Here is a 19,134-nt window from a genome sequence, read left to right on the forward strand (position 1 = left end):
CGGTCGGTGGTTCAGCGTCCCGGTACGTATCCGCGCTTCTTGTCGACCACGTTCGCCAGTGGTCTGCCCGCCTCCCAGCGCTCGTACAACTCAACGAACTGGGCGCCGAGTTCGTCCCGCCAGCCGACCGTGTCGCCGCTCATGTGCGGGGACACGATCAGATTCGGGACCTGCCACAACGGGCTGTCGGGCGTGAGGGGTTCGTGCTCGAAGACGTCCAGTGCGGCGCCCGCGATCCAGCGCTTGGACAGCGCCTCGACGAGCGCGTCCTCGACGACCAGCGGCCCGCGCCCGACGTTGATGAACCGGGCGGAGGGCTGCATCACCCCGAACCGGCGGGCGTCGAACATGCCGTACGTCTGCTCCGTGAGCGGCGCCGCCGCGATCACCCAGTCGGCGCGGGCCATCAGCCGGTCGAGTTCTTCGGGCCCGTGGATGCCGGTGGCCGGGGTGCGCCCGACGAGCGCGGTCGTCACGTCGAGTGCCTTGAGCGCGCGGACGATCGCACGGCCGATGGGCCCGGACCCGACGACACAGGCCCGGGTGCCGGCGACCCGCTGCGACTCACGATGCCGCCACGTCCGCTCCCCCTGCAGTTTCCAGGTCAGCGGCAGGTCCTTGGCCATCGCGAGGACGAGCGCGGCGACGTACTCGGCGATGGGCCGGTCGAAGATGCCGCGGGCGTTGGTGACCACCGTGTCGGACCCGGCCAGCTCCGGACAGAGCAGGTGGTCCACGCCCGCGCTCGCCGTGTGCACCCAGCGTGGCCGCGGGCCCTCGCCCGGCCAGGCCTCGCGAACGGCGTGCGAGGTGAAGTCCCAGACGAGCAGGACGTCGGCGTACGGCAGCCGGGCGGCCAGCGTCGACTCGTCGGCGTGCTCGATCCGGGCGCGGCCGGTGAGCCGGCCGAGCCGGGGGAGCGGGTCGGCGTCGAGGACGAGGAGGGTGGGGGCGGTCATCGGGGCACCGTGTTCCTACGGGGTGACCGGGCGTCTGACACATGTCGTGACGTGGGCGGATTGACCACGCTCGCACCCGAATCTACCGTCGTCAACACGGGCATGCGTACGGTCCGTTCTCCTCCCGCATCCCACAGTGAGGGGCGGTGCCTGCCATGGACGCCATGGACATCTCCTTCCTCGGCGGCCCCCGCCCCCAGCGTGGTGTCGGCGTCGTCGCCCCCTTCGACTTCGCGCTCGACCGCGAGCTGTGGCGGTGGGTCCCGGACGAGGTCTCGCTCCACCTGACCCGCACTCCGTACGTGCCCGTCGAGGTCAGTCTCGGCCTCGCGCGCCTGATCAGCGAGCACGCGACGCTCGGCGACGCGGTACGCACACTCACCGTGATCACACCGGAGGTCGTCGCCTATGCCTGCACCTCCGGCAGCTTCGTCGGCGGGATCGCCGGGGAGCGGGAGATGTGCGCGGCGATGACCCGGGCGGGCGCTGTGCCGTCCGTGACGACGTCCGGAGCCCTCCTGGAGGCGCTGACCGAGCTCGGCGTACGACGGGTGGCGCTGGTGACCCCGTACACGGTGTCCGTCACACGGGCGCTGGAGGACTACGTGGCCGAGGCGGGCGTCATGGTGACCGGGTGCGCGTACATGGGCCTGACCCGGCACATCTGGAAGGTCCCGTACCGGCGGGTGGTCGACATGGCGCACAGGGCCGTACGAGGCGACGCCGACGCGCTGTTCATCAGCTGCACGAACCTCCCGACGTACGACGTGATCCCCCAACTGGAGGCGGAACTGCGCATCCCGGTGATCTCGGCCAACCAGGTGACGATGTGGGCGGCGCTGCGCCGGCTGGGTACCCGGGCGGTGGGACCGTATCAGCTGCTGATCGACACGGCGGCGCGGTCCGGTCCCGTTCTACCGCAGGTGCCGGAACTGCCGGACGAAGAACAGCAGCAGGAAGGCTGGACATGACAGCACTCGGACTCCTCTACCCGGGCCACTCCGCCGAGGACGACTACCAGCGCATCGAGCAACTCCTCGGCAGTGACATCCGGGTGGACCTGGTCCACACCGACATCGGCGAGGACGCGCACCGGGTGGAGGCACTGCGCCGGATGGGCTCGGCCGAGCGCCTCGCGACGGGCGTCGAGGAACTGCGGATGTCCGGCGCCGAGTCGGTGGTCTGGGCCTGCACCAGCGGCAGCTTCGTCTACGGCTGGGAGGGCGCCCACGAGCAGGTGCGCACCCTCGCCCGCGCGGCCGGCCTGCCCGCCTCCTCCACCTCCTTCGCCTTCGTGCACGCGGCACGGGAGATCGGGGTGCGCCGGGTCGCGGTCGGCGCCACGTATCCGGACGACGTGACCGCGCTGTTCGCGGACTTCCTGCGGGCGGGCGGTGCGGAGGTCGTCGCGGTGCGCGGCTCCGGGATCATCACGGCGGCGGAGGTCGCGACCTGGGGCGAGGCCGAGCTGTTCGGCCTGGCGAGGGCGGCCGACCACGAGGACGCCGAGGCGGTGCTCCTGCCGGACACGGCTCTGCACACGGCCGCTCACGTCCTCGCGCTGGAGAAGGAACTGGGCAAACCGGTCCTCACGGCGAACCAGGTCACGGTGTGGGAGGCGCTGCGCCTGGCGGACCGCCGGGTGAACGCGCCGGCGCTGGGGTCGCTGTTCACGCGGGAGCCGATCGTGCAGGTGTGACAGGCCGGAAGATCCCACATCCTTCTCCCGGCCGCCCGGGGAATAAAGCGGAGGGGGTCTCCTGTTAGTGGCGGGCAGAGCAGCGTACGGCCACTACCAGGAGGCACAGGTGTCAGCAGACGAGATCCGAGGCGGGGCCCACGGCACCGCCCCCGCCCCTCTCTCCGTCCTGGACCTGGTCACCGTCGGCGCCGGCCACACCGCCACCGAAGCCCTGCGCACCAGCGTCGCCCTCTCCCGGCTCGCGGAGGCCCGCCGCTTCCACCGCTACTGGGTTGCCGAGCACCACTCGATGCCGGGCGTCGCCTCATCCTCCCCGGCCGTGATCCTGGCCCACCTCGCCGCGCACACCAGCCGCATCCGCCTCGGCTCCGGCGGCGTCATGCTCCCGAACCACGCCCCCCTCGTCATCGCGGAGCAGTTCGGCACCCTGGAAGCCATGGCCCCCGGCCGCGTCGACCTCGGTCTCGGCCGCGCCCCCGGCACGGACGGCGCCACCGCCGCGGCCCTGCGCCGCACCGAGCGCCTCGACGAGGGCGCCGACGACTTCCCCCAGCAGCTCGCGGAGCTCATCCGCTTCCTCGACGACGACTTCCCCGACGGCCACCCTTACCGCCGTATCCACGCCGTCCCCGGCCCGGTCCAGGCGACCTCGCCCGGCGGCGTCCAGTCCGCGCACCGCCCGCCCGTCTGGCTGCTCGGCTCCTCCGGCTTCAGCGCCCGCCTGGCCGGCGTGCTCGGCCTGCCCTTCGCCTTCGCGCACCACTTCTCGGCACAGAACACGATCCCGGCCCTGGACCTCTACCGGGAGTCCTTCCAGCCCTCCGCCGTCCTCGACGAGCCCTACGCCCTCATCGGCGTCTCCGCGCTCGCCGCCGACGACGAGAAGGAGGCCCGCCGCCAGGTCCTGGCCACCGGCCTCAGCATGGTCCGCCTGCGTACCGGCCGCCCGGGCCTCTTCCCCTCCCCGGAGGAGGCCGAGGCGTACGAATTCAGCCCGCGGGAGCGGGAGTTCGTCGACTCCTGGAACTCCAACGTCATCCACGGCACCGCCGACGAGGTCCGCTCCGGCCTCGACGACCTGCACAAGCGCACCGGCGCCGACGAGCTGATGATCACGTCCCATGCCCACGGCGGCGACCTGCGCCTGCGCTCGTACGAACTGATCGCGGACGCCTACGGACTGCCCGGCAGCTGAGCCGCGGCTCACGTCCGGGGGCAGGCCGGTGCCCCCAGCAGTCCGGAGATGCGATCCGGCGGCACCGGCCGCGAGTACAGCCACCCCTGGCCGGTGTCGCAGCCGATCTGCCGCAGACGGGAGGCCTGCGCGGACGTCTCCACGCACTCCGCGGTGACGGTCAGGCCCAGCCGGTGGGCCAGCTGGATCATCGCCTCGACGATCACCTCGTCGGCAGGGTTCGGAGGGACACCGGCCCCGTCGTACTGGAAGCCCCGGACGAAGGAGCCGTCCAGCTTCAGCACGGACACCGGCAGCCGGCTCAGGTACGCGAGGTTCGAGTACCCGGTGCCGAAGTCGTCGATCGCGATCCGGACACCCGTCTCGCTGAGCGCCTGGAGGGCCTGCAACGGCCGCCCCGCCGAGCCCATCACCGCCGACTCCGTCAGCTCCAGCTGGAGCAGTCGCGGCTCGAGACCCGTCTCCGTGAGGACCTCCGCCACGTCCGCGACCAGGTCCGAGTCCCACACCTGACGGACCGCCACGTTCACGCTCACGAAGATGGGCGGCTCGTCCGGGTTGTCCACCTGCCAGCGGCGGGCCTGGCGGCACGCGGTGGCCAGCACCCAGCGGCCGAGCGGCACGATCGAGCCGTCCTCCTCGGCCAGTCCGATGAACCGATTCGGCGTCAGCACCCCGAACTGCGGGTGGTTCCAGCGCACCAGCGCCTCCACCCCCCGCAGCCGGCCGTCCTCCATGCCCACCAACGGCTGGTACTCCAGGGCGAATTCACCACGCTCGATGGCCGGCCGGAGCGTGGAGGCGAGGGCCTGGCGGGTCATGCGGTGGGCGTTGCGCTCCGGGTCGAACAGGGTCCAGCGGGACTTGCCGTCGGCCTTGGCCCAGTAGAGCGTGGTGTCGGCGGCCTGCATCAGAGCGGTGGCGGAGGTGCCGGCCGCGCGCCGCTCCACGACCCCGATCGACGCCGACACCGACAGCCGCTGACCGGAGATGTCGAAGGGGGCCTGAAGCGCCGTGAGGGCGGCCTCGGCGAGATCGGCGAGCTGCTCGGTGCCCGTCGAGTCCTCGACCAGCAGGGCGAATTCGTCGCCGCCGAGTCTGGCCACCAGTGGTGTGCTCGTTCTGGCGCAGCCCGCCTCGTCGGCGCAGTGGGTGAGGCGTTCGGCCACGGCCGCCAGCAGCCGGTCGCCGACACGGTGGCCGAGGGTGTCGTTGACGGCCTTGAAACCGTCCAGGTCCAGATAGCACAGACCGATCCGGCCGGTGCCGCTCTCCTCGTACGACTCCGCCTCCAGCGCGGCCGACAGACGCTCGAAGAACAGCGTGCGGTTGGGCAGCCGGGTCACCGGGTCGTGCATCTGCAAGTGGCGCAGCCGGGCCTGGAGTTCCCGGCGGGCGCTGATGTCGGCGACGGACAGCAGAACGCCCGGCTCCTCGTCCGGCAGGGGCGCGACCGTGACCTGCACCCACAGGGAGTGCCCGTCGGGATGCTTGAGGCGGCGTGTGCAACGCAGCCGGGCCTTGCGGCCGCGCAGCATCTCGCGGTACGCGTGCCAGGTGCGGGCGTCGGACGTCAGGTCCACCAGGTCGGCCGCCACGCACCCGGCCGATGTGTCCGTGCCGGCGCCGAGGAGGCCGGCGAACGCGTCGTTGGCGCTGACCACCAGGCCCTCGCGGTCGACGACGGCCATCGCGAGAGGGGCGACGGAGAAGGCGGACCGGAAGGGCGCCGGTGACCGCGGCGGGCCCGGCTCCGAACCCGGTGACGGCTCGGCGTTACTCTCTGTGACGGCCGGCCGGATGAGGTCTGCCGCGGGCGTCGGCCCTTCGGAGGTTCCGCTCACCTCTCGCTCCCGCAGTGCACTCGGTCTTCGTATGGGGCTCGTCGGGCAGGAATGGTCAGGAAAGTGTGCCGATCATAGAGGCTGGCCCCCCGCCCTTCCAGCCGTAGTCCAGTGTCCCGGACCCGGCCACCCCCCTGGCAGATCGTTTCTGCCCGCACCTGGACGGCTCCTACGAGCCTCCGACCAGTTGTGACGTTCTGTGAGCGAATCAGGGTGTCATCAGGACGGTCATCCGCCCCTCTCACTCTTCTGGTGCAGACAATCAGGGCAAAGTACGACAATCTCACACAGGCTGGGTGCGGTGTCCCGCGAACCGCTCCCGGAGGTCCACGTGCCGCGTCAGCCCCCTCTCAGGGCCCTCACCCGTGAGGCCGTCGAGCGGCTCGGCCGGACACCCGTGCGGCCCCGACTGCGCAGTACCGCCGCCGTGTTCACCACCATGTCGGCGCTCGCCGCGACCTCGATCCTGACCGGCCCGTCGGTCGCCGGGCCCCTCGCCGCGTCGCCGTGCGCCCTGCAGCGTACCGAGGCCCACCACTCGGAGGGCCTGGACACCTGGAACACCGCCTATCCGCGCCCGGCCCGCTCGCTCGACGCGGTGATGATCTTCCTGTCCTTCCCGGACGCCGTCCCGCTGACCACCACCGCCGAGCTGGTCGCCGACCACTTCCCGGCCACCAGCAACTTCTTCGAACGGGCCTCCTACGGCAAGTTCACCCTGCGCCCGCATCCCCTGCGGCACTGGATCAAGATGCCGCGGCCCTCGACCTCGTACGCCATAAGACGCGACTGGAACGCCGCCCACCGCGCCGCGTACCTGGGCGACGCGCTCGCCGCGGCCGACGGGCAGGTGGACTTCTCGCGCTACGACATCGTCTATTTCGTCGCCGACCCGGACGCCCCCGGAGTGGACTCGGACGCCACCAAGGTCGTCAACCTGGACACCCCGCTGCGGATCGACGGCACGGACATCCGCCGGGTCGTCACCGTCTTCGAGAGGCACCCGCCCGACCGGCTCGTCCTGGCCCACGAGACCGGGCACGTCTTCGACCTGCCGGACCTGTACCACCGGCCGATGGACGGCAAGGGCGACTGGGACACGTACGTCGGGGACTGGGACCTGATGGGCAGCCAGTTCGGCCTGGCCCCCGATCTGTTCGCCTGGCACAAGTGGAAGCTGGGGTGGCTGGAACCGCGCCAGGTGGTGTGCGTACCGAGGAACGGCTCCACACGGCTGACGCTGGAGCCGCTGGGTACGGGACCGGGTGTCCCGGCCGTGGGCGCCGCCGGGTCGCCCGTCTTCGGCCTGGGCACCGGCACCAAGCTCGCCGTGGTGCGGACCGCCCCCGACAGCGCGCTCGCGTTCGAGGCGCGCGGTCCGGTGGGCAACGACGCGGACGCCTGCGGGTCGGGGGTCCTCGTCTACCGGGTGCGCAGCGGCGCCGAGTCCGGCGGCGGGCCGGTCGAGGTGATCGACGCCCACCCGCACACCGAGGCCTGCTGGGAGGACTCGGTCTATCCGCCGCTCGCGGACGCTCCCGTCGCGCTCGGCGAGAGCTTCACCGTGCCGGACGAGGACGTACGGGTGGAGGTGGAGGGGCGAACGGCTTCCGGCACGTGGACGGTGAAGATCACACCCGGGCCCCTATGACAGCCTCACGGCCACTGGGCCCGGCGGCGAGGGGGCGTGGGGGTGTGGGTGGCGGGGCCTCTGCCTTGAGGATCGCGTGCGGGTTCGCATGGCGGCCTCACGGCCGTCGCGTCCGGCGGCGAGGGGGCGTGGGTGGCGGGGCCTCTGCCTTGAAGGTCGCGTGCGGGTCCGCATGGGCGGTCTCACGGCCGTCGCGTCCGGCGGCGTGGGGGCGTGGGGGCGTGGGGGCGTGGGGGTGTGGGTGGCGGGGCCTCTGCCTTGAAGATCGCGTGCGGGTTCGCATGGCGGGCTCACGGCCACTGGGTCCGGCGGCGAGGGGGGGCGTGGGTGGCGGAGCCTCTGCCTTGAAGGTCGCGCGGGTTCGCATGGCAGCCCCACGGCCACTGGGTCCGGCGGGGAAGGGGGGTGTGGGTGGCGGAGCCCCCACTGCGCGCGGCGAAGCCGCGCACGAACAACGATGGCGAGGAGGTTCGCGCTATCCGCGAACACGCCTCGCCATCGCCATCGTGCGCCGCCAGGGACTCGAACCCCGGACCCGCTGATTAAGAGTCAGCTGCTCTAACCAACTGAGCTAGCGGCGCCTGCTGACGTCGTAGACCTTAGCATCCTGATCGGCGGGAGGAAAAATCGATATCCGCACGGCCGCGCGAGCCGCCCGTACGGCCGCCCACAGCAGGATCTCCGGGCCCGGCAGCCAGGGCTGACGGGTGTCGGGGGCGACCAGCCAGCGGGCGTCGAGCCGGGGCGGGGAGGCAGCGGAGCCCAGCGGCGCGGGGACGGTCACCGCGTCGCCGGTGCCGTGGCACAGCAGTGGCGGGATCGACCCCGTACGAGCGCATCCTCCGTCCTCGGTGCCCCACTCCTCCCAGTGCAGCAGCGAGGGCAGCCGCTGTGCCGTGCCCGGCGCGGCGAACAGCAGCATGCGCCCGCGGAACGTCGCGACCGGCCCCGACCCCGGCCCCTCCTCCCACAGCCGGTCGGTCATCCGGCGCCCGAAGACCACGGGCGCGCTGACGACGTCGAAGACGGAACCGCAGGGCAGTACGACCGGTGCGTCCGGCCGCTCCTCCCAGAGCGCCAGCGTGCTGCGCGGATACGTTCCCGCCGAGGCGAGCCAGGCGGCTCCGTCCGGGGCGACCCCCGAGACGTCGAGGCGGGCGGAGAAAGGCTCGTCACGTGTACTGCTCATGCCGCCTAGATGTACCGGGTGTGAGCACTCTGTTCCCGAGAGTTGCCGGAATCCGGGACAGGGAGGGGCGGGAGAAGGTATCTTGCCCGGCTGGCATATGCCAGGGCCCGATTTCACACCGGGTCGACGTGTCCCCTGCCCTCGACCCCGCGCAGCAGATCCTGCCCGAACTCCACCATCTTCTTCGCGTAGTCCTCGGTCCACTCGGCCCGCGCCGCGATGTCCGCCGGCGTCAGGCGGTCGAACCGCCGGGGATCCGCCAGCTGGGCCGCCGCGATCGCCTGGAACTCCACCGCCCGGTCCGTCGCGGCGCGGAACGCGAGCGTAAGCTCCGTCGCCCGGGCCAGCAGCGCGCGCGGATCGTCGATCGACTCGAGGTCGAAAAAGTGCTCCGGGTCGTCGGCCGCCTGCGTGGGCTCGAAGAGCAGGGGCGCGGGGCGTAGCCGCGGTTCGTTCCGACGCGGCGTGGGCTCCGCCATGTCTTCTCCTCCTCGTGTTGCGGATGTCCGTCTGCTGCGGATGTCGCGGGTGACCCGTCTGCGGGGTGGGCCACCCTCCATTGTCCCGCGCCGGCGCAAGAGAGGCCCGTGTGATTCGTCTCCCGCTGGCCGGGCTGTGCTCACTACGCTGACCGAGGGTGCGCACGGCGAGCCTGGCGTGGGGATACATGTCGCTGAACGACGGGGGAACGACATGCCCGTGCTCGTACCGCAGGCAGGTCCGTAACGGGCGCGGGGGGCCGGCCCCCGTCAGGGGCACGACGGGGCCCGGGGCGTGTCACGGCCGCCAGCACACCCGGTGCTCGGCCAGCCGGGCCAGCACCGCGTGGTTCGCCTCCCATCCGTCCGGGAACTTCACGATCGTCCCGAGCTGCACCGGCTCCGTCGACGGATAGGCGTCCAGCAGGTCGCCCACGCCGGCCCGGCACACAACGATGCACGCGTGCCGGTGCCGGGAGGCGAGGACGCACAGGCGGCCCGTCTCCAGGTGGAACGCGGTGGCGTCGGGGCGGCCGGAGAGGGGGTGCAGGACGACCGTCACGTCGAACTCACGGCCCTGCAGCCGGTTCGCCGTGTCCACGGTGATGTCCGTGACGCCCAGCTCCGTCAGGGCCGCGCGGACCGCCGCTGCCTGGTCCCGGTGTGCCGTGCCGACGGCGATGCGGCCGGCGGTGAGGGGGGCCGGCCCGGCCGAGCGTTCCGACGTGGCCGCGCCGCCACGGTCCAGCAGGCGTCGTACGACCGTCGCCACCGCGCGGACCGCTTCCGGGTCCGTCCGCGGGGTGTGCCGCGCGGGCAGCTCCAGCAGGCCCCAGCCGCACTCGGCGGCCTCGTCGATCACCCGGTCGGGGCCGGAGCCGTCCGAGGGCACCGCGAAGGCGAGCCGCCGGTCGCCGTGGTCCGTGCCGCTGCGGAACGGGGTGTACGGGTAGAAGGCGTCGGACACGAGGGGCGCGGCGGACGCCGGGAGGCGCCAGGACACCGGCAGGCGGTGCTGCGGCAGCTCGGGGTTGTGGGCGAGCAGGGTCGTCACGGCGGAGGCCGACGGGTCGTACGACAGGCCCGCCCACTGCTCGCTGCCGACGACCGAGAACGGGTCCAGCTGGCCGGGGTCACCCACGAACAGCGCCCGTTCGAAGAGCCCGGCGACGGCGAGCAGCGCGTCCGAGCGCATCTGGTAGGCCTCGTCGACGATCGCGTGCCGCCATGGTTCGTCGACCTTGACGTGGGCCCACTTGGCGGCGGTGGAGATCACGACCGCGAGACCGGTCAGGTCGGCGGCCTTGGCCGACTTGCGGACGTTCGGCAGGTCGTCCAGCGCCTTGTCGTACGGGTCGGCGTCACTGCTGTGCAGGCGGCCCACCGGCAGGCCGGGGCTCTTCTCGGCGAGTCGGACGACGAGGTCGTCGACCTGGGCGTTGGTCTGTGCGACGACCATCAGCGGGCGTCCGGCGTCGGCGAGTTCCAGCGCGGCGCGCACGACGAGCGTGGACTTGCCGGCGCCGGGCGGGGAGTCGACGACGACACCGCGCCGCGTGCCGTGCAGGGTGTCGTGGAGGATCGCGTCGGTGGCCCGGGCGGCTGCGGCGCCCGGGTCGAATGCGGCCTGGGCGGTCACAGCACGTCCTCCGGGGTCATGGGGTCGGCGGCTTCCGGCGCGGCCGGCCCGCCCGGCGGGCCGCCGTGCGTCCACGGGGTCTGCTCCGGGTCGGGCAGCTTCGCCCCGCCGCGCTGCTCGTGCTCGAACAGGGTGAAGCAGACGCGGTCGCCCTTCTCGGGGACGGAGCCCGCCTCGGGCTCCTTGCCGCGGCCCATCTTGTCGACGATCCGCAGGACGACGAGCGTGGCACCCTCCACGGAGACCTCCGGGTCCTCGATGCCGACGTACTCCACGAATTCAGCCGCCTGCGGCTTGCCGCCCACCGAGCGGTAGACCCTGGCGCGCTCCCCGAGGTGCGGCCGGTCGTCCGTGCGGACGGTCACCAGCGGGCGTGGGCTGGGCCGCTTGCCCTCGCTGTACGCCATGACGACATCCGTGACCTCACCCGCGAACGCCTCCCCGGCCAGCCGCCGCCCCGCCATCACCATCGGGTCGTCGAGAGCCTCCTGGGCCTCCAGCCGGGCCTGCTCGCGCTCCCGTGTGGCGAGCTTGTTCGCGGCGGTCACCGCGTCGTCGCGGCGCGGCTGCGGGGGCTCGCCGGCGACGACGCGGTCGCGGTGGCCGGTGAACGACCAGCGGTCGCGCGTCCACCGCTCCTCGACGTGCCGGCCCGCGGGCAGCTCCCGCAGCAGGTCGAGACCGCGCCACACCGCGTCCCAGGCGGGCCGGGTGCGGCTCTCGACGAGGGCGCGGATCTCCCGCTCGGCGGCGCTGAGTGCGCCGAGCCGGTCGTCCGCCTCCAAGCCGTCCTCGGCGGCGGCCAGCGCGGTGCGGGCGCGGTCGTACCGCTCGATGGCGGGGGCGAGCAGCTTGTTGTCGAACGCCGGGTCGGTGGCGGGGCCCGCGGGCGGGCACAACAGCTGTCCATGGGCATCGCGCGCCAGCTCGGCCCGGAGCGCGGCCTCGGCGCCCGAGGTTCCCTCGGGTGGGTCGAGCCAGGCGAGCAGCGCGCCCAGGTGCTGGTCCTCCAGCGTGGACTGGCCGGTCGCCCAGTGCCGGGCGAGTACGTCCGTCATGGCCAGCAGCAGCGACGATCCGGGCACCCGGGCCCGCTCTCCGAAGTGGGTCAGCCACCGGCCGAGCAACGGCACGCGGGGCGGGGCCGGGTGCGGGGTCTCCGGGTCCTGTTCCGCCGTACGCCTGAAGCGCATGGAGCGCCCGAGCAGCCGTACGAGGTCGATGCCCGCGCGGCTCGGCACGATGAGTTGCGGGGCGTCCGCGCACAGTTCGACCTCGGTCTTGACCCGCTTGCCGGTCTCCGGGTCGGTCTCGGTGCGCTCGGCCGCCTCGACGGTGTCGGCGTACGCGTCGATGTACGGCAGGACGATGTCGGCGAGCTCGGCCAGGAACGCGAACCGCAGGTCGCGGTCGCGCGGCTGCGGTACGACGAGCAGGTGCGGTGTGTCCCGGTCGGTGCCGGCCAGCGCGGCGAGCGGGGCGCCGGCCTCACCGGCGGTGGTGAGCGGCACCAGGACCAGCGGCCGGTCCGACAGATACCGGTGCCGGACGGTGGCGGCGGGCTGGGCTCGGCCGGTGCTGACGGCCTCGAGACGGGCGAGGGTGGAGATCAGCGACATGCGGACGCCACCTCCCGGCCGAGCTCGCCGGGAGCAGCCCGGCGCTCACCCAGCGCCTCGGCCCGCAGGTCCGCCGCTCTGCGCAGCGCCGCCACCGCCGGATCCTCGGGATCGCCGGTTTCCCCGCGGGCCGCGGCCAGGACGTCCTCGACGGTCGTCAGACCTCCCAGCTCCGCCCGGACAGAGCGGCCGAGGGCCGTGACCGCGCCGGCCGTGCGGGAGCGGTCACGGCAGTGGAAGGCCAGTTCGCAGGCGGACAGGCACTCGGGCGCGTACGTCGCCGGGACCGACTCGACGGCGGCCGTCAGCTCGGCGGCGGGCAGGTCCGGGGCGAAGCACGTGCCCTCGGGGAGGGTCTCGGCGATGTCCTGGATGCGGGTGAGGCGGGCCAGCTGCCGGGCGGTGACCGCGCGCTGTTTGCGGACGTCGACGGCGGACGCGGTCGCCAGGTTGGAGAAGTCCTTGGGGCAGACGAGCAGGACTCGGTGGCGCACGCGCGGGGCCGGGGCGGTGTCCTCGGCGAGGCGGGCGGCGACCTCCTCCAGCGCGATCACGTACACCGCGGCCTGGCGCGCGGCCGCGCCCACCTTCGCCGGGTCCGCGGAGCCGTCCAGCATCGGGAAGGACTTGATCTCCACGACCGTCCAGCTGCCGTCCGGGTGCACCACCACCGCGTCCGGTTCCAGGAAGGCGGGGGAACCCGCGACGTCGAGCGCGAGCATCGGGTGGTCGAGCAGCGTCCAGGCGCCGGCCGCCGTGGCCTCGCGCAGGGCGAGAGCCGTACGCGCCGCACGACCCTCGGGGCCGATGGCTGACAGCTCGGGCACCCGGGCGTCCGACGGCGGCTCCGCTCCAGGGTCCAGCCTCTCGTGCACCAGCCGCAGCAGCTCCGCGCCGCCGTCCGCCTTGACGCGCGCCTCGAACGCGTTGCCCCGGGTGAGCGCGAACTGCGACTGTCCGAAGGCGGACGGCGAGCCCAGCGCGCTCGCCAGCGCCGCCTTGTTCACCCCGGCGCCGTCGAGGATCGCGCGCCGGTTGCACCCGGGGTTGGCCGCGAGGGCGGCCAGGGCGCGCGCGTCCAGTGCCTTGGCCGGTACGTCGGGACCGCGCAGGTCAGCGAGCCGCTGCCGGAGCGCCGTCCCCCGCGTCCGTGGGAGAGGCACCCGGCTCGGCTCCTGATGCGATCCGTGACTCGCGCTGCCGTGGAATTCGCTCACCCGCGGAAGTCTGGCATCCGCCACTGACAATCGGGGCCTCTGCGCCAACGGAGCGTGCTGCGACGAGTGCGCCCCGGCCCTCGAACCGGGCCCTGACCCGGTCCGCGCCCCGCATCACGGACGGCGCGAGCAGCAGTCCGGCCCCCATCACGGCCGCGCCCGCGACCGCGTCGAGGAAGTAGTGGTTCGCGGTTCCCATCACCACGATCGTGGTCAGCAACGCGTAGGCGACACCCAGGGTCTTGGCGGTAAGCGTCCCGCTGTACCGCCACAGAATGACGCCGCACCACAGCGCCCAGCCCACGTGCAGGCTGGGCATCGCCGCGTACTGGTTCGTCATGCCGCCCAGGCCCCGCGGTGCGCTCGCCTCGCCGCCCCACCAGCCGTACGAGCTGTACTGGGCCATCGTGTCGACGAAGCCGTGGCCGGCGGAGAGGAGGCGGGGCGGGCAGGTCGGCAGCAGGGTGAAGCCGATCAGGCCGATGAAGGTGGACGTCATCAGCCAGGTGCGGGCCGCACGGTAGTGCAGGGTGCGCGATCTGAAGAGCCAGACCAGGATCACGGGCGTGACCAGGTAGTGCAGCGACGCGTACCAGAAGTCGGCCGGGACGCCGAGCCACGCCTCGCGCGTGAAGAGGCGGTTGAGCGGGTGTTCGGCGTTGATGTGCAGGAACTTCTCGACGCGCAGGATGGCCAGGCCGTGGTCGACGGCGGTGGTGACGTCGCCCCGCGCGAGGAGCCGGCCGGCGGAGTAGCAGGCGTAGACCAGCAGGATCAGCGGCAGTTCGGTCCACCAGCGCAGGCGGGTCCGTGGGGCCGCCTCGATGCCCGGTATCTCGGTCTGCGGCATCCGATCGCCCTCCCCCTTCGATGTCGCGCGGCGCCCGGAGCTCCGGCCGTGCCACTTTACGGTGTACGCGCTCGCCCCCATGGGGCGCCCCCGGCCCTCGAAGACGCAGAGATCGCCCGGCAGGTTGCCCCCGGGTCTGCAGTCACATTCAGGCCCCGGACAGGGTGATGGATGATGGAGGGGTTCCGCCTCGCTATTTCCTCATTTCTTCATGTCCTCATGTCCTCTTGTCCTTTTTTCCTCGAAAGGTCCTCCTCGCATGGCACCGCGCATCCTGCTGGCCCGGCACGGACAGACGGAGTGGTCGTTGTCCGGCAAGCACACCGGCAGGACCGACGTGCCCCTGCTGGAGGAGGGCCGGCGTGGCGCCAAGCTGCTCGGCGAGCGCCTGAACCGGGCGCCGTTCGACGGGCTGGCCGGGGTCGAGGTGCGCACCAGCCCGCTGGCACGCGCGCGCGTGACGTGCGAACTCGCCGGGTTCGGCGAGCGCGCGAGCGCCTGGGACGCGCTGCTGGAGTGGGACTACGGCGCGTACGAGGGCATGACGCCGCAGGAGATCCAGGATGTACGGCCCGGCTGGCTGATCTGGCGGGACGGGGTGCCGCAGGGCGAGTCGCTCGCCGAGATGACCGCTCGGGCCGACGAAGTGGTGGCATGGGCGCGGGCGGCGGACCGGGATGTGCTGGTCTTCGCGCACGGGCACATACTGCGGTCCATCGGCGCGCGGTGGCTGGGCCTGCCGCTCGACTTCGCGGCGCGGATCCGCCTGAACCCGGCGTCGCTGTCCGTCCTGGGCTGGGCGTACGGGGAGCCGGCCATCGAGAGCTGGAACGACCTGGGCCACCTGGACTAGTGCCGCGTCAGCCAAGGTTCGCCCCGTCGCGGCGTCCGGCACGCCCTCTCGCCGCACCGGCCGAAAGCCCAAGTACGTCCAGTACGAGGACTTCCGGCCGGCACGCCGAGAGCACGCACCGGACGCCGCTCCTCGACGGGCAAACCTTGGCTGACGCGGCACTAGGCCCCATGCCGGTGACCGGGGGCTTCCAAGGTGTGCCGAACGGAGCATCGTTGCAGTTCAGGGACTTGCAGGCCTTGCTGAGTCAGTGGCATGGGGGCCAGGCCCTGCCGTCGCGTTCCCGCCTGCCCCGCGACGCGAACCGACGACAGGACCCCGAGCCCGCCGGGGCCGGCCGCTCACGGGTTGCGTGGCAGGCCGGCGTGCCGTTCCAGGAACGCCGACACTCCGGACGCCCGCCGGTGCGGCAGGAGCACCCGGGCCGTCCCGGCCAGCATCGCCTGGATGCGGGACGACTGCACCTCGCTCAGCAGGCCGAGGACCCGCATCCCCGCCGCCGCGGCTTCGTCGGGGCGGCCGCCGCGGGCGAGGTCGTCCGCGAGTTCCGCGGTGTACAGGGCGATGTTGCGCTTGAAGTGCGGGTCCTGCAGATGGGCCGCACGGCGCGCGTGCCGGGATGCGCGCGGCCAGTCGCCCAGGGTCGACCAGCACTGGGCCTCCAGCCCCTCCAGTTCGGCCTCGCCGTAGAAGCTCATCCACTCCGGGTCGGCGTCCGAGGAACCGCGCTCGAAGAGGGCCTGCGCGCGGGCGAGCGCCTGTTCACAGCCGGTACGGTCGGCGAGCCCCGCCCAGCCGCCGGCCTCGCGCAGCGCGAGCAGCGACATCAGGCGGGGGGAGCCCAGGGAGCGCGCGACGCGCTGTGCGGCCTGGGCCGCCCGTACCGCCTCGCGCGGCCGGCCCGAGTCGCGCGCGAGGAACGCCGTGTTGCAGAAGGCGTGCGCCTCCAGGGCGTCGTCCCCGGTCATCCGAGCGGTCGCGAGCGCCTCCGCGTAGTGCGAGCGGGCGTCGTCGAACCGGCCCGAGTCGTGCGCCAGCCAGCCAACGGAGATGGCGAGTTCACCCGCTCCGGAGTGGAGCCGGTCGGCGGTCGCCTGCCGGGTCGCTCCGGCGTCGAGCAGCGCGTACGCGGCGCGCAGCGGAGCCGCCGCCCGCCGGTAGAGGCCGTCCGCGCCGTGCCGGTCGTCGAGCAGCCGGATCCGGCGGACGGCTTCTTCGAGGGCACCCGCCTCGCTCGCCCCGACGCGGCTCATGGGCCGCTGTGCGGCCGCGGCGTCGGGCGCGAACGCCAGGGGGCCCAGTGAGGCGGCGGCCACGGTGGCGCCTCCGCCGGTCATGAATAGGCGACGCAGCACGTCGCTCTCCTCGTGGTTCTCGTGGTTCTCGCGGGTCTTGTGGTTCTCGTCGCTCTGGTGACGGTCGTGGTGCGGGTCGAGCGGGTCCCGCGTGTCATACGGCTGGCACTCCCCCTGCGTCTCATCCGTGGCGCGCGCCCGGCGTCCGCGTACGGACGAGCGGGGCGCGAAGCCCAGGTCGGTGAGCGTGCGGCCGGGGAACATGTGCAGGAACACCCGTTCGTACGCGTAGTTGGGGCAGCGGATCTCGCCGGCCTCGACCCGTCCGACATAGCGCGCGTCGCAGCTGACCCGCTCGCCGATCTCACGGGCCGCCCGTCGTACCGCCGCGGCGAACTCGGCCGGCGAGCGCTTTCCGCGCAACCGCCGGAAGGCGAGATTCGGCTGTGGTGGCGTGGGGGGCTGGGACGAGGTCACCGTTGACGACGCCATGGCCGGGTCCTCTCGTGCGAACCGTCGAACCATGCCGGGGTGGGGGTGAGTTGTCTCACTTGTCAGTGTGTTCACCCTGATTTCCGGCGGGCAAGAACGTACCTGCTGTGCCGGACCCGCCACGCAGTGTTTGGCTACAAAACCGGATATCTCATACGTGATCTGCCATGAACTGCCATCCTTTGCGGCGGACTTCTTCCGTAGCCGTTGACGCGCGGGCGCGTTGGACCCTGTGGACCGGGAGCCGCCCGACTCCCGACCCGCTCGTCCGAGGAGGCGTTCTGTGGTGGAGGCCGGGATGGAGACCAGGCAGAGCATCGATCCTGGTACGCCGTACAGCGCACCGTCGTGCCCGGGAGTCGCGTGCGATGTCGTCACGGTGCCGACGCGGCAGGGGCTGGAGGCGGTCGACATCCTGCGGCGCGGGGCGGGTGACGCGATGGGGCCCGTGCTGCACGACGACGGGGGCGACACGCTGGGTTTCGTGGTGCCGCCGGGGACCGCGGCGGCGTGGGACGTGCCGGGCAGCACGTGCACGGAGACCGAGGGCCAAGGGCCGAGCCCGAATCCCGAGCCGCCGGTGGAGGGCTCGGACTGGCTGCTGCCGCCCGGGGAGGCGGATCTCGCGACCGATCCCGTGGTGCTGCGGGCGGCGCTGGGAGAGGCGGCACGGTTGATCGAGGCGGCGGACAACTGTCGGTGACCTCGCGACGCCCGCTGGGCCGTCCTCCCCGAACGCCCTGATAATGACTTAATGGGAAAGTCCAGGAACCCCCGGCGTGGCGGCGGGTCTGCCGAAGCCGTCGTCGAGGCCGTCGACGGGGGGCTCGCCGAGCTCATACCCGACCGGGACCGGGCGCGGGCCTGGACGCTGCTGATCGACGGGGCGCCGCAGTCGCACGTCGACCTCGACGACCCGGCGTACCTCTCCTTCGAGTACCAGCGTCGCCTCGGGCACGTCATCGACCTCGCCGCCCCGGCCGGCAAGCCCGTGCACGCCGTGCACCTCGGCGGCGGCGCGCTGACCCTGGCGCGTTATGCCGCCGCCACCCGTCCCCGCTCCACGCAGCAGGTCGTCGAGCGGGACGCCGCGCTCGTCCAACTGGTGCGCCGAGAACTGCCGCTGGAGGCGGGCGCCCGGATACGGGTGCGGTCGGCGGACGCGCGGGAAGGGCTCGCCAAGGTGTCCGACGGCTGGGCCGACCTCGTCATCACCGATGTGTTCAGCGGGGCCCGTACCCCCGCCCACCTCACCTCGACCGAGTTCCTCGACGAGATCCGCAGGGTGCTGAAGCCCGGCGGGCTCTACGCCGCCAACCTCGCCGACGGGCCACCGCTGGCCCATCTGCGCGGCCAGATCGCCACCGCGGCCGACCGCTTCCCGGAACTCGCGCTGGTCGCCGACCCGACCGTGCTGCGCGGCAAACGCTTCGGCAACGCGGTCCTGGTCGCCTCCGACCACCCGCTCCCGGTCGCCGAACTCACCCGCCGGGCCGCCACCGACCCGCATCCGGGCCGCGTCGAACACGGCAGGCAGCTCACCGACTTCACCGGAGGGGCCGCCCCGGTGACGGACGCGGCTGCGGTGGCCTCGCCGGCCCCGCCGCCGTCGGTGTTCCGTTAGGTCCTGAAGTACCCCCGGCGCCGGCAGCGGCAGACGACGCGTGGCCGCCGCCGGCGGTGGCCGGGTTAGCATCGCGATCATGGCGGACTGGGAGATGCGGCCGGCTTCGGCGGCGGACGTCGAGGCGGTGGCCGGGCTGCGTGCCGTGGTGCTGCGGGCGGACCTGGAGCGCCTGGGCCGCTACGACGAGCAGCGCGTGCGGCAGCGGCTGCGGGACGGATTCGCCCCGGCGCACACCTGGGTGATCGAGGTCGGCGACGACTTCGCCGGGTGCGTCGCGCTGCGCCCGGCCGAGGACGCCCACTGGCTGGAGCACTTCTACCTGGACCCCGGCCTGCAGGGCAGGGGAGTCGGTTCCGCCGTGCTGCGCCGGCTGCTGGAGCGGTGCGACCACGACGGTGTCCGGGTCCGGCTGAACGTGCTGCGGGGCAGCGCGGCCCGGCGGTTGTACGAGCGGCACGGCTTCACGCTCGTGACCGAGGACCCGGTGGACGTGTTCCTGGTGCGCGAACCGGCCCAGTAGGCG

General features: G+C 73.0%; 17 protein-coding genes and 1 tRNA gene. 8 read left to right on the forward strand and 10 right to left on the reverse strand.

The genetic code is table 11. The features are described 5' to 3' along the window. Positions 1–11 precede the first annotated feature (11 nt). The gene (locus ACZ562_RS24005) at positions 12–959 is read right to left on the reverse strand and encodes a D-2-hydroxyacid dehydrogenase (RefSeq protein WP_471182594.1); all 948 of its coding nucleotides are present in this window, start codon (positions 957–959) and stop codon (positions 12–14) included. A 164-nt stretch (positions 960–1,123) separates the two neighbouring features. On the opposite strand from ACZ562_RS24005, the gene ACZ562_RS24010 reads away from it, so the two are divergent. The 3 genes from ACZ562_RS24010 (at position 1,124) to ACZ562_RS24020 (ending at position 3,856) form a co-directional block, all read left to right on the forward strand. After that, positions 1,124–1,930 (forward strand): maleate cis-trans isomerase family protein, encoded by an 807-nt coding sequence (locus ACZ562_RS24010; RefSeq protein WP_471182869.1) that lies wholly within the window; start codon positions 1,124–1,126, stop codon positions 1,928–1,930. Then, complete coding sequence (locus ACZ562_RS24015; RefSeq protein WP_471182597.1) at positions 1,927–2,658, forward strand: maleate cis-trans isomerase family protein; 732 nt, start codon at positions 1,927–1,929, stop codon at positions 2,656–2,658. The genes ACZ562_RS24010 and ACZ562_RS24015 overlap by 4 nt, the downstream gene beginning before the upstream one ends. A gap of 109 nt (positions 2,659–2,767) precedes the next feature. Next, positions 2,768–3,856, forward strand: a complete 1,089-nt coding sequence (locus tag ACZ562_RS24020; protein WP_471182600.1) for an LLM class flavin-dependent oxidoreductase — start codon at positions 2,768–2,770, stop codon at positions 3,854–3,856. Positions 3,857–3,864: 8 nt separating this feature from the next. On the opposite strand, the gene ACZ562_RS24025 is transcribed toward ACZ562_RS24020, so the two are convergent. Beyond that, a complete protein-coding gene (locus tag ACZ562_RS24025; protein WP_471182602.1) occupies positions 3,865–5,700 on the reverse strand; it encodes a putative bifunctional diguanylate cyclase/phosphodiesterase in 1,836 nt (611 codons plus the stop codon). A gap of 301 nt (positions 5,701–6,001) precedes the next feature. Here ACZ562_RS24025 and ACZ562_RS24030 point away from each other — a divergent pair, with 301 nt between their 5' ends. Then, positions 6,002–7,351, forward strand: a complete 1,350-nt coding sequence (locus ACZ562_RS24030; protein ID WP_471182605.1) for a M6 family metalloprotease domain-containing protein — start codon at positions 6,002–6,004, stop codon at positions 7,349–7,351. 507 nt (positions 7,352–7,858) lie between these two features. Here the strand turns inward: ACZ562_RS24030 and ACZ562_RS24035 are convergent. The 7 genes from ACZ562_RS24035 to ACZ562_RS24065 all read right to left on the reverse strand — a co-directional run bounded on the left by ACZ562_RS24035 (position 7,859) and on the right by ACZ562_RS24065 (position 14,344). Beyond that, positions 7,859–7,932, reverse strand: a tRNA-Lys gene (locus ACZ562_RS24035). Further along, positions 7,923–8,540, reverse strand: coding sequence for a bifunctional DNA primase/polymerase (locus ACZ562_RS24040; RefSeq protein WP_471182608.1), 618 nt, complete (start codon positions 8,538–8,540; stop codon positions 7,923–7,925). Before ACZ562_RS24040 ends, ACZ562_RS24035 begins: the two co-directional genes overlap by 10 nt. 113 nt (positions 8,541–8,653) lie before the next feature. After that, positions 8,654–9,019: a hypothetical protein gene (locus tag ACZ562_RS24045; protein ID WP_471182611.1), complete on the reverse strand. Its 366-nt coding sequence runs from the start codon at positions 9,017–9,019 to the stop codon at positions 8,654–8,656. 298 nt (positions 9,020–9,317) lie between these two features. Then, a complete protein-coding gene (locus ACZ562_RS24050) occupies positions 9,318–10,658 on the reverse strand; it encodes an AAA domain-containing protein (protein ID WP_471182612.1) in 1,341 nt (446 codons plus the stop codon). After that, positions 10,655–12,277, reverse strand: a complete 1,623-nt coding sequence (locus tag ACZ562_RS24055) for a hypothetical protein (protein WP_471182614.1) — start codon at positions 12,275–12,277, stop codon at positions 10,655–10,657. Before ACZ562_RS24055 ends, ACZ562_RS24050 begins: the two co-directional genes overlap by 4 nt. Then, a complete protein-coding gene (locus tag ACZ562_RS24060) occupies positions 12,268–13,440 on the reverse strand; it encodes a hypothetical protein (RefSeq protein ID WP_471182616.1) in 1,173 nt (390 codons plus the stop codon). Before ACZ562_RS24060 ends, ACZ562_RS24055 begins: the two co-directional genes overlap by 10 nt. Then, positions 13,391–14,344: a phosphatase PAP2 family protein gene (locus ACZ562_RS24065; RefSeq protein WP_471182618.1), complete on the reverse strand. Its 954-nt coding sequence runs from the start codon at positions 14,342–14,344 to the stop codon at positions 13,391–13,393. The genes ACZ562_RS24060 and ACZ562_RS24065 overlap by 50 nt, the downstream gene beginning before the upstream one ends. A gap of 259 nt (positions 14,345–14,603) precedes the next feature. Here ACZ562_RS24065 and ACZ562_RS24070 point away from each other — a divergent pair, with 259 nt between their 5' ends. Continuing rightward, positions 14,604–15,197: a histidine phosphatase family protein gene (locus tag ACZ562_RS24070; RefSeq protein ID WP_471182620.1), complete on the forward strand. Its 594-nt coding sequence runs from the start codon at positions 14,604–14,606 to the stop codon at positions 15,195–15,197. A gap of 341 nt (positions 15,198–15,538) precedes the next feature. On the opposite strand, the gene ACZ562_RS24075 is transcribed toward ACZ562_RS24070, so the two are convergent. Continuing rightward, entirely contained in the window at positions 15,539–16,984 is a 1,446-nt protein-coding gene (locus ACZ562_RS24075) for a tetratricopeptide repeat protein (protein ID WP_471182622.1), read from the reverse strand. 298 nt (positions 16,985–17,282) lie between these two features. Here ACZ562_RS24075 and ACZ562_RS24080 point away from each other — a divergent pair, with 298 nt between their 5' ends. From ACZ562_RS24080 to ACZ562_RS24090, 3 genes are all read left to right on the forward strand, one after another. After that, the gene (locus tag ACZ562_RS24080) at positions 17,283–17,687 is read left to right on the forward strand and encodes a hypothetical protein (RefSeq protein WP_471182625.1); all 405 of its coding nucleotides are present in this window, start codon (positions 17,283–17,285) and stop codon (positions 17,685–17,687) included. Between the two features lie 51 nt (positions 17,688–17,738). Continuing rightward, complete coding sequence (locus ACZ562_RS24085; RefSeq protein ID WP_471182631.1) at positions 17,739–18,608, forward strand: spermidine synthase; 870 nt, start codon at positions 17,739–17,741, stop codon at positions 18,606–18,608. Positions 18,609–18,687: 79 nt separating this feature from the next. Continuing rightward, positions 18,688–19,131 (forward strand): GNAT family N-acetyltransferase, encoded by a 444-nt coding sequence (locus tag ACZ562_RS24090; protein WP_471182634.1) that lies wholly within the window; start codon positions 18,688–18,690, stop codon positions 19,129–19,131. Positions 19,132–19,134 lie beyond the last annotated feature (3 nt).

Source organism: Streptomyces sp. NPDC040410, from assembly GCF_055595715.1.

Bases quoted from the DNA above. Each gene is read 5' to 3' on its own strand.
- ACZ562_RS24005 (WP_471182594.1), bottom strand. From the start codon at position 959: ATGACCGCCCCCACCCTCCTCGTCCTCGACGCCGACCCGCTCCCCCGG.
- ACZ562_RS24010 (WP_471182869.1), top strand. From the start codon at position 1,124: ATGGACATCTCCTTCCTCGGCGGCCCCCGCCCCCAGCGTGGTGTCGGC.
- ACZ562_RS24015 (WP_471182597.1), top strand. From the start codon at position 1,927: ATGACAGCACTCGGACTCCTCTACCCGGGCCACTCCGCCGAGGACGAC.
- ACZ562_RS24040 (WP_471182608.1), bottom strand. From the start codon at position 8,540: ATGAGCAGTACACGTGACGAGCCTTTCTCCGCCCGCCTCGACGTCTCG.
- ACZ562_RS24045 (WP_471182611.1), bottom strand. From the start codon at position 9,019: ATGGCGGAGCCCACGCCGCGTCGGAACGAACCGCGGCTACGCCCCGCG.
- ACZ562_RS24055 (WP_471182614.1), bottom strand. From the start codon at position 12,277: ATGTCGCTGATCTCCACCCTCGCCCGTCTCGAGGCCGTCAGCACCGGC.
- ACZ562_RS24065 (WP_471182618.1), bottom strand. From the start codon at position 14,344: ATGCCGCAGACCGAGATACCGGGCATCGAGGCGGCCCCACGGACCCGC.
- ACZ562_RS24070 (WP_471182620.1), top strand. From the start codon at position 14,604: ATGGCACCGCGCATCCTGCTGGCCCGGCACGGACAGACGGAGTGGTCG.
- ACZ562_RS24075 (WP_471182622.1), bottom strand. From the start codon at position 16,984: ATGGCGTCGTCAACGGTGACCTCGTCCCAGCCCCCCACGCCACCACAG.
- ACZ562_RS24080 (WP_471182625.1), top strand. From the start codon at position 17,283: ATGGAGACCAGGCAGAGCATCGATCCTGGTACGCCGTACAGCGCACCG.
- ACZ562_RS24085 (WP_471182631.1), top strand. From the start codon at position 17,739: ATGGGAAAGTCCAGGAACCCCCGGCGTGGCGGCGGGTCTGCCGAAGCC.
- ACZ562_RS24090 (WP_471182634.1), top strand. From the start codon at position 18,688: ATGGCGGACTGGGAGATGCGGCCGGCTTCGGCGGCGGACGTCGAGGCG.